Origin of the sequence: Collinsella sp. AM23-17, assembly GCF_003470945.1 — a bacterium.
GTDB lineage: Bacteria > Actinomycetota > Coriobacteriia > Coriobacteriales > Coriobacteriaceae > Collinsella > Collinsella aerofaciens_O.
The window spans coordinates 94,669-109,735 of record NZ_QRHU01000003.1; the positions used below are offsets into that span (position 1 = coordinate 94,669).

General features: G+C 61.1%; 11 protein-coding genes and 3 tRNA genes. 13 read left to right on the forward strand and 1 reads right to left on the reverse strand.

Going from position 1 to position 15,067, the window contains the following annotated elements:
* The first annotated feature begins 5 nt into the window (after window positions 1-5).
* From DW645_RS02080 to typA, 13 genes are all read left to right on the forward strand, one after another.
* The gene (locus tag DW645_RS02080) at window positions 6-1,730 is read left to right on the forward strand and encodes a DnaA ATPase domain-containing protein (protein WP_118226032.1); all 1,725 of its coding nucleotides are present in this window, start codon (window positions 6-8) and stop codon (window positions 1,728-1,730) included.
* A gap of 238 nt (window positions 1,731-1,968) precedes the next feature.
* Window positions 1,969-3,072 (forward strand): DNA polymerase III subunit beta, encoded by a 1,104-nt coding sequence (gene dnaN, locus DW645_RS02085; RefSeq protein ID WP_117584030.1) that lies wholly within the window; start codon window positions 1,969-1,971, stop codon window positions 3,070-3,072.
* A 9-nt stretch (window positions 3,073-3,081) separates the two neighbouring features.
* Window positions 3,082-4,188, forward strand: a complete 1,107-nt coding sequence (locus tag DW645_RS02090; protein ID WP_117757976.1) for a DNA replication/repair protein RecF — start codon at window positions 3,082-3,084, stop codon at window positions 4,186-4,188.
* On the forward strand, window positions 4,175-4,738 hold the full coding sequence (locus DW645_RS02095) for a DciA family protein (protein ID WP_117757977.1): 564 nt from the start codon (window positions 4,175-4,177) through the stop codon (window positions 4,736-4,738). Before DW645_RS02090 ends, DW645_RS02095 begins: the two co-directional genes overlap by 14 nt.
* Before the next feature lie 105 nt (window positions 4,739-4,843).
* The gene (gene gyrB / locus DW645_RS02100; protein WP_117757978.1) at window positions 4,844-6,874 is read left to right on the forward strand and encodes a DNA topoisomerase (ATP-hydrolyzing) subunit B; all 2,031 of its coding nucleotides are present in this window, start codon (window positions 4,844-4,846) and stop codon (window positions 6,872-6,874) included.
* A gap of 41 nt (window positions 6,875-6,915) precedes the next feature.
* Window positions 6,916-9,624 carry a DNA gyrase subunit A gene (gene gyrA / locus DW645_RS02105; RefSeq protein WP_118226060.1) on the forward strand — a complete coding sequence of 903 codons (2,709 nt, stop codon included), beginning with the start codon at window positions 6,916-6,918 and terminating at the stop codon, window positions 9,622-9,624.
* A gap of 298 nt (window positions 9,625-9,922) precedes the next feature.
* A tRNA-Ile gene (locus tag DW645_RS02110) sits at window positions 9,923-9,999 on the forward strand.
* Between the two features lie 67 nt (window positions 10,000-10,066).
* Window positions 10,067-10,142, forward strand: a tRNA-Ala gene (locus tag DW645_RS02115).
* A 4-nt stretch (window positions 10,143-10,146) separates the two neighbouring features.
* Window positions 10,147-10,223, forward strand: a tRNA-Ile gene (locus DW645_RS02120).
* Between the two features lie 182 nt (window positions 10,224-10,405).
* Complete coding sequence (locus DW645_RS02125; protein ID WP_117877308.1) at window positions 10,406-10,906, forward strand: bifunctional nuclease family protein; 501 nt, start codon at window positions 10,406-10,408, stop codon at window positions 10,904-10,906.
* A gap of 30 nt (window positions 10,907-10,936) precedes the next feature.
* Complete coding sequence (locus DW645_RS02130) at window positions 10,937-11,293, forward strand: hypothetical protein (RefSeq protein ID WP_055251342.1); 357 nt, start codon at window positions 10,937-10,939, stop codon at window positions 11,291-11,293.
* Between the two features lie 30 nt (window positions 11,294-11,323).
* Window positions 11,324-11,773 (forward strand): hypothetical protein, encoded by a 450-nt coding sequence (locus DW645_RS02135; protein ID WP_055251344.1) that lies wholly within the window; start codon window positions 11,324-11,326, stop codon window positions 11,771-11,773.
* A 117-nt stretch (window positions 11,774-11,890) separates the two neighbouring features.
* Entirely contained in the window at window positions 11,891-13,729 is a 1,839-nt protein-coding gene (typA, locus tag DW645_RS02140) for a translational GTPase TypA (RefSeq protein ID WP_118226034.1), read from the forward strand.
* Window positions 13,730-13,858: 129 nt separating this feature from the next.
* Here typA and DW645_RS02145 read toward each other — a convergent pair whose 3' ends face one another.
* Entirely contained in the window at window positions 13,859-15,004 is a 1,146-nt protein-coding gene (locus DW645_RS02145) for a polymer-forming cytoskeletal protein (protein ID WP_118226035.1), read from the reverse strand.
* Between the last annotated feature and the right edge of the window lie 63 nt (window positions 15,005-15,067).

Here is a 15,067-nt window from a genome sequence, read left to right on the forward strand (position 1 = left end):
AGACAGTGGACGAGGAAGCAAGCATCATCCTGGGGGATGCCATCGCCTTTTGCCAGCGCGACGGCCAAGATGCACGCCTCATCAACATGCTGGGGCAATCGCGCGCCATAAGCCTGACCGAAGATACGCTCACGATCGAGGCCCCCTCGCGCTTTGCCATCGCGCAGCTCAAAAAGCATCAGCCGACTATTGAGGCCTATCTGGAAGAAATCGCCTTTGCACCGATCGCGCTCGACATCGTGGCACCGCAAGGCGCCGCGACGGAATCCGCTGCCGCGACGGCGCCCGCCACGGCCCCCGCTGCTTCCCCGGCGGCGCCGGCCTCCGCAGGCGACGTGCCGACAATCGGGCACCAGCACAGCGATGTTTCCCGTGAAACCATGGCACCGTTGCCGACCGCGGCGGCGACGTCAACGAACGCACCCGTCACGCACATGCCTATCGCTCACGACGCAGCGACGGGCGCGGATTCGGGCATTGCAATCAAGAACACGCTCTCGGCCGATGATTTTCGTCGCATGATGAACCAGATGAAGGGCGGAGCGCCGACTAAGTCCACGCAAGCTGCGGCAGCCGCTTCACCCATGCCAGCACCGACCGTACCGGCCGAGCAGAATGCGGATGGAGCCCCGCTCGCCGCGAACTCAAAATTTACCTTTGAGAACTTTGTCTACGGCCCCGAGAACAGCCATGCCTATCGCTCGGCACTCAAGTTTGCCGCCCTCGCGGACGAGCGGGGCACGTGCACATCACTGTTCATCTACGGCAAATCGGGCCTGGGCAAGACGCACCTGCTGCTTGCCATCAAAAACGAGCTCGCCGAAAAGTCGCCCGAGATCAAGGTCAAGTATGCCAACTCCCAGGCATATCTGGACGACCTGATGACCGAGTTCGACCGCCAAAAGAAGAGCAACGCCCCCATCATGCAGGCGTACCACGGCGTGGACGTGCTCATCATCGACGACATCCAAAACATCATCGGCAAGCGCGCGAGCGTGGACTACTTTTTCCAGCTCATGGACGAGTTCATCCGCAACAACAAGAAGGTCGTCATCGCGGCAGACCGCGCCCCCAAGGACCTGAGCATGGACGAGCGTCTGACCAGCCGCTTCAACGCCGGCATGCTCTGCCTGGTCGCAGAGCCCAGCTACGAAATGAAATACAAGATCTTGCAGCGCTATTACGAGAACACCATCGTCGCCGCTCCCGAGGCAGGCGACGACTCGCTGCTGGCGGCCTATGGGGGCGACGGCGGGCACCTAACCGACGAGCACTTTAAACACATGGCCGAGGTCTCGGGCACCAACATCCGCGAACTCGAGAGCTTTTGCGAGCGCTGCGCCGGCGAGGCGGGCGACCGCGAGCGCGAGGGCGGGGAGCTCACCTTTGACGATATCGACGCCATCGCCAGCCAGTACTTTGACACATCGGCCAAAAAGATCAACGTCCAGACGGTTCAGTCCGTCATCGAAGAGCAGTACGGCGTGACGCACGAGGAGCTCATCGGCCCGCGTCGCAACGCCAATATCGCCAAAGCACGCCATATCGCTATCTACCTGGCCATCGAGATGTGCGAGATGACGACCACGGCGGTGGGCGCCGAATTTGGCAACCGCAACCACTCGACCGTCAGCACGAGTTACAAAAAGGTCCAGAAGATGATCCAGGAAGACCGCACCGTCACCGAAGACCTCAAGTCGCTGCGCGATAAAATTACACTGCGCTCGTAGGGAAATAGAGACACCTGTTGAAAACTTGTCGAAACCACGGGCATAAGGTGTCTAAAACCCAACCCGCGGTGATGAAAAGTTTTGCGCAGGTTTTGAACGTGGAAAACCACCCCTGTTGCACACAGGTTGCTGTCGATTCTCTTTCTTGGTCTGACCTGCGTCTTTGGGAGTAATCAACAGTTTCGTCAGTGCTATTACTATTATTAAGATATTTATATCTATAGAAAGGTATTAAAAGATGAAGTTCACCGTCAGCCAGAGCTCGCTTACACAAGCCATCGGCGTCGTTATGAAGGGTGTCGCTTCGGCATCCACCCTTCCCATCCTGTCGGGCGTGCTCGTTAAGGCCCAAGACGGCATCTTGGAATTCCAGACCTCTAACTACACTATCTCGATCCGTCATCGCATCGCGGCGCATGTCGAAGAAGAGGGCGAGATGGTTATCCCCTGTAAGGTGCTCTCCAATATCACCAAGACCCTCCCCGATGCCCCGGTCACCTTTGAGCTGTCCGAGCGCCAGGTGCTGATTGGTTGCGAGAAGAGCTCTTTTAGGCTGAACACGCTCGATGCCAATGACTTCCCCGAGTTTCCGGCCTATGCCATCGAGAGTGCCGTGGAGCTGCCGACCGATGTCTTGTCCGAAATGGTCGGCCGCGTGTGGCGCGTCACCTCGACCGACAAGGCTCGCCCCATCCTGGGCGGCGTGCACATGAAGGTCGAGAACAACACCGTACGCCTGGTGGCGACCGATTCCTTCCGCTTGGCCGTGTGCGATACGCAGGTCGAGACCTCGACCCTCGAGGGCTCCTTTGAGCTCAACGTTCCGGCTGACGCCTTTAACGATGCGCTGAACATCATGGCCAGCCAGGCGACCATCATGATCGGGGCTACCGACACCCAGGTCGTCTTCGAGGCCGGCAACACCACCTACGTGTCGCGTCGCATCGAGGGCGTGTACCCCAACTACAAGCAGCTCATCCCCGATTCGTGCGTGACGAGCGTCAAGATCGATGTCGCCGCCTTTAACGCCGCCCTCAAGCGCGTGGCCGTTATCGCGAGCGCCAACCCCGCCGTCAAGTTCGAGATCGATGTCGAGAACGGGCAGATGGGCCTGTCCTCCATTTCCAATGACCAGGACCTTGCGCAGGAGACGATCGATGTCGAGGCTGAGGGCGAGTCGGGTACCATCGCCTTCAACTACCACTACATCTTCGGCTGCCTCAATGCCCTGTCCAAGGAGAAGGAGATCACGCTGGAGCTCAAGAGCTACTCGCAGGCGGGCATCTTTAAGTCCTACGACAAGATCAACTACCTGTACCTGGTCATGCCGGTCCGCATCTAGCGCTGCGCCATGACCATGTTCGCCCGCGATCTTTCCGTCGCGCACTACCGCAGCTTCGATAGCTATCACCTTGCCCTGGACGAGGGCGTGACGATACTTGCGGGACCCAACGCGGCGGGAAAGACCAATCTCATAGAGGCGCTGCAGCTGCTGACGAGCGGCGCCTCGTTTAGGCATCCGACCGCAGCCGAGCTCGTCCATGACGGCGTGGGCTCGTGCAAGATCGAGCTGAGGCTCGAGGGCGACGGCCGCGTGCTTGATATGGGATTGAGCGCGGAGGACGGTAAGCGCTCGTTTAGCCGCAACGGCAAGAGATGCTCTGCCGCCGGTGTGCGCGGGGTTCTTCCGAGCGTGCTGTTTTGCCCCGACCATCTGGACATGGTTAAGCGTGGCGCCAGTGTGCGCCGCGCCGCCCTCGATGACTTTGGCATGCAACTGAGCGCACGCTATGCCGATCTTGCGAGCACCTATGGGCGCTGCGTGACCCAGCGTAACGCCTTGCTCAAGGAGACCTGGTGCTGCCGCGAGATGCTCGGCGCGTGGAACGATTCGATTGCCCGCGCGGGCTCGGCCCTGCTCGTGCACCGGTTGGCCCTGCTCGACCGGCTGGCGGGCCATGTGCACACTGCCTACGGGCAAGTAGCGTCAGGTGAGGCCGCCAACGTGACCTATGCGTCCACGCTGGGGGCTTTGCCCCAGGTCGAGGATCGCGAAGAGCTGAAGGGTTGGGCGTACGAGCGCATGCTGGCCGCCCTTGACGAGCATGCCGACGAGGAAATTCGCCGCGGCGTGACGTTGGTGGGACCGCATCGCGACGAGATTGAGTTTACCGTGGCGGGTCGCTCCGCCCGTTCATTTGCCAGCCAAGGACAGCAGCGCACGCTGGTGCTGTCCTGGAAGGTGGCCGAGGTTGCCGTGGCTCGCGATGTCCTGGGCACCGCCCCACTGCTGCTTTTGGACGACGTGATGAGCGAGCTCGACGGCGAGCGTCGCGGCGCTTTCCTGCGGCTGATCGGCGATGATATCCAGACGGTCATAACCACGACCAACCTGGGGTACTTTACCGATGACCTGCTTAATCGAGCCAAGGTGGTGAGCATGGGTGAGACGTGCTAATTACGAGCGCGAGAGCGAGACAGTCGCCTTCAGCGGGTTTTTGAACGCAGAGCGCCAGCGCATCCTGGCGGCCGCGACACCTGAGCGCCGTGCGCAGATGGAGGCCGCCGAGGAGTCGCGCACGGTCTATCGCGCATGGAACGCGGTGTGCTCGGGCACGCGCGAGGGGCGGCATGTGACGGGACTGCGCTACCTGCCCGAGTCCAATGAGCTGCTGGTGTATCTCGACTCGCCCTCGTGGACGCAGGAAATGACGCTGTTGCGCGAGATCATCCGCGCGCGCATGGAGCGCGCCGGTGCGCATGTGGACGGCCTGGTGTTCAAAACCACCGCGCCCGGTCACACGCCGCCCGCCGCCAAGGAGCGCCTGCGCCCGGCGACGACCGAGCGCCCGCCGGCCCCGCACGCCGACCTAAGTGAGGCCGAGTGCACCGAGATCGAGCGCCAGGTGGCGCCCATCGAAGACCAAAAACTGCGCGAGGCCCTCGAGAATGCCATGAGAGCCAGTGCCGAGTGGGCCAAGGGCGTGCAAAGCAAAAAAGAGCCTTAAATCGCATCTGGTGGCCTTGTAGAGCCAAATACCCTCGGTCCCGAGGGTATTTTTTTACGATAAACTAGTAAGGCTGTACACATTTTCTTGACTGAAGGAGGACGTGTGACAAACGAAAACGATTACGATGGCGGCGAGATTAAGATTCTCGAAGGTCTCGAGGCCGTTCGTAAGCGCCCGGGCATGTATATCGGCTCGACGAGCGCCAGCGGTCTGCATCACCTGGTGTGGGAGATCGTTGACAACTCCGTCGACGAGGCCATGGCCGGTTTCTGCACCGAGATCCAGGTGACGGTCCACGCCGACAACTCCATCACGGTCGTCGACAACGGGCGCGGCATCCCCGTCGACGAGCACCCTGTTAAAAAGATCCCGACGCTCGAGGTCGTTATGACGATCTTGCACGCCGGCGGTAAGTTCGATAACTCGGCCTATAAGGTCTCGGGCGGCCTGCACGGCGTAGGCATCTCCGTCGTCAACGCACTGTCCAAGCGCGTGGTCGTTCAGGTTCGTCGCGATGGCAACACCTACGAGATGGAGTTCTCGCGCGGCAAGACCGTCAAGAAGATGGAGGTCGTGGGCACCTCGGATTCGACGGGTACCACCGTCACCTTCTGGCCCGACGACGAGATCTTCGAGACCTGCATCTACGATTTCGATACGCTGCACAACCGTCTGCAGGAGACGGCGTTCCTCAATAAGAACCTCAAGATCGTGCTGACCGACGAGCGCGAGGCGACTCCCCACGTGGAGGAGTTTTGCTACGAGGGCGGCATCATCGACTTCGTCAAGTTCCTCAACGAGGGCAAGGACGTCCCCGAGGCCTTTAAGGAGCCCATCTACATCGAGGGCAAATCGGACCCGGACGCTCCCGTGGCCAAGATGGGCGAGGTCGAGGTTTCCCTGCAGTGGAATAGCGGCTACGGCGAGAACGTCATGTCGTTTGCCAACGACATCTACACTCCCGAGGGCGGCATGCACCTTGAGGGCTTCCGCACCGCGCTCACCCGCGTGATCAACGACTACGCGCGCAAACAGAACCTGCTCAAGGAAAAAGACGCCAACCTGACCGGCGACGATGTACGCGAGGGCCTTTCGGCCGTTATCTCGGTCAAGCTGCCCGACCCGCAGTTTGAGGGCCAGACCAAGGCCAAGCTCGGTAGCTCCTATATGCGCGCGCTCACGCTCAAGATCGTGACCGACGGTCTCGCCGATTACTTGGAGGAGCATCCCAAGCCCGCTCGCGAGATCGTCAAGAAGGCGCAACAGGCCTGCAAGGCGCGCAACGCCGCCCGCAAGGCGCGCGAGGCGACCCGCCGCAAGAGCCTGCTCGAGACGGCGTCCCTGCCCGGTAAGCTCGCCGACTGCTCGGTGCGCGATGCCGAGCTGACCGAGCTCTTCATTGTAGAGGGCGACTCGGCAGGCGGTTCGGCCAAGGACGGCCGCCGCCGAGACATCCAGGCGATTCTGCCCCTGCGCGGCAAGATTTTGAACGTCGAACGCGTTGGTGACCATCGCGCGTTCTCGAGTGACACCATCCAGTCGCTGATTACCGCGATCGGTTGCGGCGTCACGACGAGTGCCGGCGACGGCGGCGATTTCGATATCACCAAGGCGCGCTACCACAAGATCATCATCATGACCGATGCAGACGTCGACGGCGCGCATATCCGCATCCTGCTGCTGACGTTCTTCTACAAGTACATGCGTCCGCTGATCGATGCCGGCTACGTCTATGTTGCCTGCCCGCCCATCTTTGGCATTAAGGTGCGCAACAAGATCCACTACGTGTATCCCAACGGCCGCCAGCCCGAAGACGAGATCCTGCGCGACACCATCCAGAGCCTGGGCCTGAACCCCGACGATAACGACGAGGACGGCAAGGCCAAGGACGGCAAGATCACCAAAAAGCGCAAGGGCTATACCGTCCAGCGCTACAAGGGCCTGGGCGAGATGGACCCCAAGCAGCTTGCCTCGACGACGATGGACCCCAAGACCCGCATCCTGCAGCGCGTGTCGATCGAGGACGCCGTGGTGGCAGACCGCGCCGTGCGCGAGCTGATGGGTTCCGAGGTCGGCTATCGCCGCGAGTACATTGAAAAACATGCGCATGACGCGCGTTTCCTTGACGCTTAAGAGGAGGTAACGTGGCAGACGATATCAACAATAACGAGGGTATGGACGAGGCCGGCGATGCCGGTATGCCCGATGATCTGAAGCGCCTGCTTGCCCGTGCTGAGCAGGGCGAGGACGGCGATCCGGACGCCTATAACCCCGATGCCGATGATGATGAGGAAGAAGACGACGCCGAGCTCGAGGAGAGCTTTGGCGAAGTCGATCGCGGCGCCTCGGCCGGCGAGGATATCAACGGCGGCCAGCTCCAGATTTCGGAGTTCGGTCGCGAGATGAAGCAATCGTTCATCGAGTATTCAATGTCGGTTATCACGGCGCGTGCCCTACCGGACGTGCGCGATGGCTTAAAGCCGGTGCACCGCCGCATTCTGTACGCGATGAACGAGAGCGGCATCTACCCCAACCGCCCGCACAAGAAGTCAGCTTGGACGGTCGGCGAAGTTATCGGTAAGTACCACCCGCACGGTGACTTCGCGGTCTACGAGGCCATGGTCCGCCTGGCACAGTGGTTCTCCATGCGCACGCCGCTCATCGACGGTCACGGCAACTTCGGTAACATCGACGGCGACGGCGCCGCCGCCATGCGTTACACCGAGAGCCGCCTGGCAAAGCCCGCCATGGAACTGCTGCGTGACTTGCAGAAGGATACCGTCGACTGGCAGCCCAACTACGACGAATCGCTCGCCGAGCCTCAGGCGCTGCCTGCGCGCTTCCCCAACCTGCTGGTCAACGGCAGCCAGGGCATCGCCGTCGGCATGGCCACCAATATCGCCCCGCATAACCTCACCGAGGCGATCGAGGCAACCTGCTACCTGATCGATAATCCCGACGCCACTGTCGACGAGCTCATGCAGATCATGCCCGGTCCGGACTTCCCCACCGGCGCCATCATCATGGGCAGCGCCGGCATTAAGCAGAGCTACGAGACCGGCCGCGGCTCCATTACCGTGCGCGCCAAGGCCCACGTGGAATCCACCAAGACCGGCCGCAACCGCCTGGTCTTTACCGAGATTCCCTACATGGTCAACAAGGGCACCCTGCAGGAGAAGATCGCCCAGCTCGTCAACGACAAGCGCATCGAGGGCATCTCGGACATGCGCGATGAGTCCAACCAGAAGGGTATCCGTCTGGTCATCGAACTCAAGAAGGGCGTCATCCCGCAGGTCGTGCTCAACAACCTGTACAAGTACACCTCGCTGCAGACGACCTTTGGCGCCAACAACCTGGCGCTTGTCAACGGCGTTCCCAAATGCCTGAGCCTGCGCGAGATGCTGCAGCACTACATCGACCACCAGGTCGACGTCGTCACCCGCCGCACCCGCTTCGACCTTAAGAAGGCCCAGGCCCGCGCGCATATCCTTGAGGGCTACCTGATGGCCCTTGACCATATCGACGAGGTCATCAGCATCATCCGCTCCTCGCAGACTGATTCCGAGGCCAGCAGCCGCCTGATCGAGCGCTTTGGCTTTACGCCCGAGCAGACCACGGCCATCCTCGAGATGAAGCTGCGCCGCCTGACCGGCCTGGAGCGCGACAAGATTCAGGAAGAGCTGGACGGCTTGCGCCGCGCCATCGCCTACTACGAGGACCTGCTGGCGCACGAGGAGAAGATCCTGGGCGTCATTAAGGAAGAGATGCGCGAGATCTCCAAGAAGTTCGGCGATAAGCGCCGCACCGAGATCAGCCATGTCGAGAAGGACCTGGACGTTGAGGACCTCATTGCCGACGAGGACATGGTCGTGACCATTACCCACACCGGCTATGTCAAGCGCATCCCGGTGGCCGCCTACCGCGCCCAGAAGCGCGGCGGCAAGGGCGTGTCGGGCGTCAACCTCAAAGAGGACGACGTTATCGACGAGATGTTCATCGCGTCCACGCACGAGTACGTGCTGTTCTTCTCGAACAAGGGTAAGGTCTATCGCCTGAAGGTGCACGAGCTGCCGGTGGGTACGCGCCAGGCGCGCGGTACCGCGATCGTCAACCTGCTGCCCTTCGAGGAGGGCGAGAAGATCGCGAGCGTCATCAGTTGCCGCGAGTTCCCTGCCGACGAGTACCTGATGTTTGCCACCAAGAGCGGCATGGTCAAGAAGACCGTAATGAGCGCATATGACCGCAGCCGCCGCGACGGCCTGATCGCTATCAACCTGCGTGACGACGACGCGCTGCTGAACGTGCGCCGCGTGCGCGAGGGCGACAAGATTATCCTGGCCACCACCGCGGGCAAGGCGATCATGTTCTCCGAGGAGCAGGTGCGCGCCACCGGCCGCGATACTAGCGGCGTTCGCGGTATCGGTATGAAGGACGGCGTGAGCGTTCTGGGCATGGAAGTCACTAACGGCAACGGCGATCTATTCGTCATCACCGAGCGCGGCTACGGCAAGCGCACGCCGGTCGCGGACTACCCGGAGCAGAATCGCGGCGGCCAGGGCGTCTACACCATCCAAATGACCGAGCGTAAGGGCAACCTCGCGGCCATGAAGACGGTGGGCCCGCAGCACGAGTTGTTCATCGTGACGGAGGGCGCGACGGTCATTCGCGTCAAGACCGATGAGATTAGCCAGACTGGCCGTGCTACCCAGGGCGTCAAGATGATGACCGTCGACGACAACGACCGCGTATGCGCTGTCGCCCGCATGACGGCCGCCAAGGAAAAGCCCGAAGGCGAAGGCACCGAGGCCGCAACCGACGCCGAAGAGGCCCCAGTCGACCTAGGCGACGGCAACGACATGCCAGAGGATCTCCTAGACGAGTAAGAGGCCCTAGCTGGTAGAAAATATCAGACCCCATATATCGGCGGTCGGCGCACCTGCGCGCCGACCGCTTTTTTGAAAACCTTGGGACCCCATGGTCGCCGGGCTGACGAGATGGTTTTGGTTTGTCGCGAGTTCCGCACGCAAAGAAGGCCACTTAATGTGGCCTTCGTCTTGCGCAGGACTGTCCGAGCAGCAAACCAAAACCATCTCGTCAGCCCGGCGACCACCCCTCTCAAAGATTTTCAAAAAAGTTGTTGACGTGCGCGTAACGACTCGTCTAATATATCCCTTGCGCGATGGACCTGTAGCTCAGTTGGTTAGAGCGTCCGGCTGATAACCGGGAGGTCACAAGTTCGAATCTTGTCAGGTCCACCACTTTCTTTCGCAATAAACACCCCAGCGAGAGCCGAGTCGCCGCTGGGGTGTTTATTACTGTCTCCGTGGGGGTTTAGCTCAGCTGGGAGAGCGCGGGCTTTGCAAGCCTGAGGTCAGGGGTTCGATCCCCCTAACCTCCACCATGATGGACCTGTAGCTCAGTTGGTTAGAGCGTCCGGCTGATAACCGGGAGGTCACAAGTTCGAATCTTGTCAGGTCCACCATCAAAACTGTGAAGAGCCTCGAGGGTTTCCTCGGGGCTTTTTTCTTACCTGCTGGAGTAGTCAAAAGAGCCCCGTCCCAAAAAGACTACTTTGATTTTGTGTGCTGTGCGAAAGTTTGGGTAGTATAGCTATTCAATGCGGCGGGCTGCCGCGTGTTAACCGCTACGTACCGGAGGTGTTCCATGGTTCGTGTCGACATAGAGACCATCGTCATGGCCGCCGGTCCCGTGCCATCGCTTATCGTGCTTCGCGAGCGCTGCAGCAAATCGGACTCGCCCGCGCCGCTGCGTTCCCTTTCCATTCAGACTGGTTCGTTTGAAGCTGCTGCCATCAGCCGCGGCATCGATAGCGGTCGCGCCGAGCGCCCGATTACCCATGACCTGTTGCTCGATACCGTTGACGCCTTGGGCGCCAAACTCGAGCGCATCGAGATCGTTCGCGCCGAGCCGCCGGTGTTTTACGCGACGATTGTCGTACTGGCCGATGGTGACGAGCGCAAGATCGATGCCCGCCCCAGCGATGCCATCGCCCTTGCCGTGCGCAGCAATGCTCCCATGTTTGTGGAGGACGACATCATGAATCGCCTGGGCACTGTTTCCACCCACGCCGAGGAAGTCGACGACGAGCAGGAGTTCGAGAAGTTCGACGAGTTCGTCCATACGCTCTCCCCCGATGACTTCTAAATGTCTGGCACGCGAGCGGAGAGGTCGCTGATGGGTACCCGCGTATCGGCTGAAGCGGCGGCCATTGCGCGCGAGGCCCAGATGCGCTCGGAGGCTTCTGAGGCGGCTCGCATTGCCTATGTGACGCAGGCCCGCACGCTTCGCGAGCGCCGCGGCTCGTTTATCAAGATGGTTGTCGTCTCCGCCCTTGTCGCGGCAATCTGCTCGCGCCTTCGTGGTACAGTTGGTGCGCTTGGGTTTTCGATTTCAACAGGCTTGGTAATCTGGGGTGTGGTCGATGCAGTAATGCTGACCAACCAGATCAAGGTACTCGACAAGCGCGCGATGGATATGATGCGCGCCCGCGACGCTGCCGCCAAGATTGCTGCCGAGGCACAAGAACTGTAACGACGCCGGACTCGATGGGAAGGTCTAAAGATGGCACAGGATATGCAGGACGCCGGTAACGTCTCCGCCGAGCTCGACGCCATGGTGTGTGACCTGATTGGTGCGTTCTTGGACGACCTTGCCGCCGGCGAGAATCCGGGCGTAGTTGTGGCGATCGAGGACGCTGCTTCCAACCGATATCTGGCGGCGCTCGATGAGGACGGCGAAGAGGCGTGCCTCGAGGCGGCCACCAACTTTATCTCCGAGCACAAGATGGGTCTTAAGGACGAGGGCCTGGGCCGCATCGCCCGCTATGCCATCGGCTACACCGGTTGTGTCGAGATTGACGGCGGCTACCACGACGCTCTACTCGTGAGTTTCTTTGAGACGGCGCTCGAGAGCGGTTTTTCGGCATATGTGCTGTATGAGGGCATGGGCGCCGGCGATGGTTTTATGTGGAGCGACCCTGAACCTGCAGGTGAGGAAACCCCTCTTATCTAAAATCGCTAAAATAAACGAGTTTTCGGTAAAAGGCTCAATATTCCCGCTGAGCGTTGTGTTGCTGGGCGGGTCGCATACGCGTGCCGTTTGTATATAGATAGAAGATAGGGGAACTACATGCGCGTAGACAATCTGAGGAACATCGCCATCATCGCCCACGTCGACCACGGCAAGACGACGATGGTCGACAAGCTCCTGCGTGCCACGGACGCCTTCCGTGCTAACCAGCAGGTCGAGGACCGCGTCCTGGACTCTAACGACCAGGAGCGCGAGCGCGGCATTACGATTCTCGCCAAGAACATCTCTATCGAGTACAAGGATGTCAAGATCAACGTCATCGACACCCCGGGCCACGCCGACTTTGGCGGCGAGGTCGAGCGCGTGCTGCGTATGGCCGATGGCGCCCTGCTGCTGGTCGACGCTTTTGAGGGCCCCATGCCCCAGACCCGCTTCGTGCTGCGTCACGCTATCGACACCGGCCTTAAGATCATGATCGTTATCAACAAGATCGATCGTCCGGGCGCCAACCCCGAGAAGGCCTACAACGACTGCCTGGACCTCATGGCCGACTTGGGTGCCACCGACGACCAGCTCGAGTTTGCCATGGAGCACGTGGTCTACGCCAGCGCCATGAATGGCTTTGCCCGCCTTGACCCCAACGACGGCAACATGGACATGTATCCGCTGCTCGATATGATCATCGACGACATGCCCGCGCCCGAGGTTGACGAGAACGCCCCGCTGGCCATGCAGTGCGTGACCATCGACCACTCCAACTTTGTCGGCCGTATCGGTATCGGTCGCGTGTACTCTGGCACCATCCACCAGGGCGACCAGATCCTGGTCGTTAAGAACGACGGTTCCAGCGCCACCGCTACCGTCAAGCAGCTCTTTACCTTCGACTACCTGGGCCGTACCGAGTGCCAGGAAGTCGGCGCCGGCGACATCGCCGCCGTCGTGGGCATCGACCGCACCGATATCGGCGATGTCTACACCGATCCCGAGAACCCCGTCGAGCTCGAACCCATCGAGATCGACCCGCCGACCCTGTCTATCGTCTTTGAGGCCTCGACCTCCCCGCTCGTCGGTCGCGACGGCGACATCGTGGGCGCCCGTCAGCTTAAGGAGCGCCTGTTCAACGAGGCCGAGAACAACGTGACCATGAAGATCGAGGAGCTCGAGGACAAGAGCGGCGTCGAGGTCTCGGGCCGCGGCATCCTGCACCTGTCCGTTCTGATGGAGTCCATGCGCCGCGAGGGCTTTGAGTTCCAGGTCGGTCGTCCCCGCGTTCTGTTTAAGAAGGACGAGAACGGCAACAAGCTGGAGCCCGTCGAGCAGGCCGTCGTCGAATGCCCGGACGAGTACTCGGGCAAGGTCGTTGAGGTCTTCGGCACCTCCGGCGGCATCATGACGAGCATGGATACCTCGGGCATCGTGACGCACCTTGAGTTCAAGATCCCGACGCGTGGCATCATGGGCCTTAAGAACCGCATCATGAACGTCACCCACGGCGAGGGCGTGTTCTACCACACCTTCCTGGAGTACGGTCCCTACGCCGGCGAGATCGGCAACCGTCAGAACGGTGCCATGATCTCCATGACCACCGAGAAGGCCGTTGCCTATGCCCTGGGCACGCTGCAGGAGCGCGGCCAGCTGTTTGTTGAGCCGGGCACCGAGTGCTACGAGGGCATGATCGTGGGCGAGCGCAGCAAGGCCGGCGACATGGTCGTCAACATCGCCCGTACCAAGAACCTGGGCAACCAGCGTTCCTCGACCTCCGATATTTCCGTGCAGCTGGTGCCGCCCCGCACCTTCTCGCTGGAGGAGGCGCTGGAGTACATCGCCGATGACGAGCTGGTGGAGATCACTCCCAAGAATATTCGCCTGCGCAAGCGTCTGCTCAATGCCACCGACCGCAAGAAGGCTGCCGTCCGCGCCGGCCAGGTCAACAAATAAGCGCTGGGGCTTATAACCGCCAATAAGAAAGGGCGTCGACCGCGATGGTCGGCGCCCTTTTTGGTGCAAGGGGGACAGGTTCGCTTGCACCACCACAAAGGTGCCTGTCCCCTTTGTGGTGGTTGGCGGCTAGGCGGTGGGGAGTTCCGGCGTATTAGCCGGCTGTTGCGACTTGAGGTGAGCGTTGCGCCAGATGATCTGGATAACATAGCCGAGCGTGAAGACAAAGGCCACGCCGCTGATGAAATCGCCTACGAGGGGGATTGCCGTAAGCGCGCCCGCGGCCACGCCGCCCGCGGCTGCCATGGCGTAGCGGTTCTGGTTGTGTCCGACCATGCGGGCGATCGCGCACCCCGCAAAGGCGCTCGACACCAACGCGATGCCAATAACACCGCACATGAGGGCTCCGGCAAGCGACAGACCAGCGATAGAGATAATTAGCAGTAGGACGGCGGGGACGATAGCAATCGTGCCCAGAAGACCGCTCACCCACAGGGGCATGGGGCGCTGGTGGAGCATGCCGGCGGCGCTGGCGGTTGCGCGCGGAAAGACGAGTTCGAGCAGTAGGGCGACAAAGCAGGTGGAAAGCGCCGCGGCGACGATACCGCCGATGACATCGTTAACGGTGGAAGTATCTTCGTTCTCGGTGCGGTCGATCTTGAGCGCACCGACCACGGCTCCCGCGGCGCGCTCGGGGTCCTCGGAGACGTGCGCGTTCACGGTGCCGGTGATGTGGGCGTTCTTGCCCAGGATGAGCTTATCGGCCCAAACCTCGACATCGCCCTCGACGGTGCCATCGATAGTCACCGTATCGCCCGCAAGCGCTGCCGACTTGGTAGAGCCGCGCAGGGCAACCGTCTCGCCTATCGCATAGAAACAGTTGGTGGTGCTGTCGGAATTGAGCACGACATGCTGGCCGGCAACGGTCACGCTGCCATCAACCGTAGTCTTGGCAATGTCGATGGTGCGCGCCGCCAAGCGGACGGCGCCGCCCACCGTGCAGTCGCGGATGGAGAGGCTCTCGCCTGCTGCAATTATGTCGCGGCCGATGGACGCATCGTCCAAGTTGAGGGCCTGACCTGCCCAGTACAGGTCACCTTCGACGCCGGACGAATTGGCGTCATTGTCGGTCGCAAGTACGTTGCCTGCGGTGTCTGTGCCGGCGAACGACGCCGTGGGAAGTGCGGTGACCGCTAGGGCGACGAGCGCGAATAGGATCGTGATGCGGACCCACGCTTTACGGCGCTGGGTCGACGGGAATTGATTACAGGGCATAGTGAATCCTTCGTCAGATGCTCGACATACACCTAACAGGGTACCCAACGCGTGGGCGCTCTA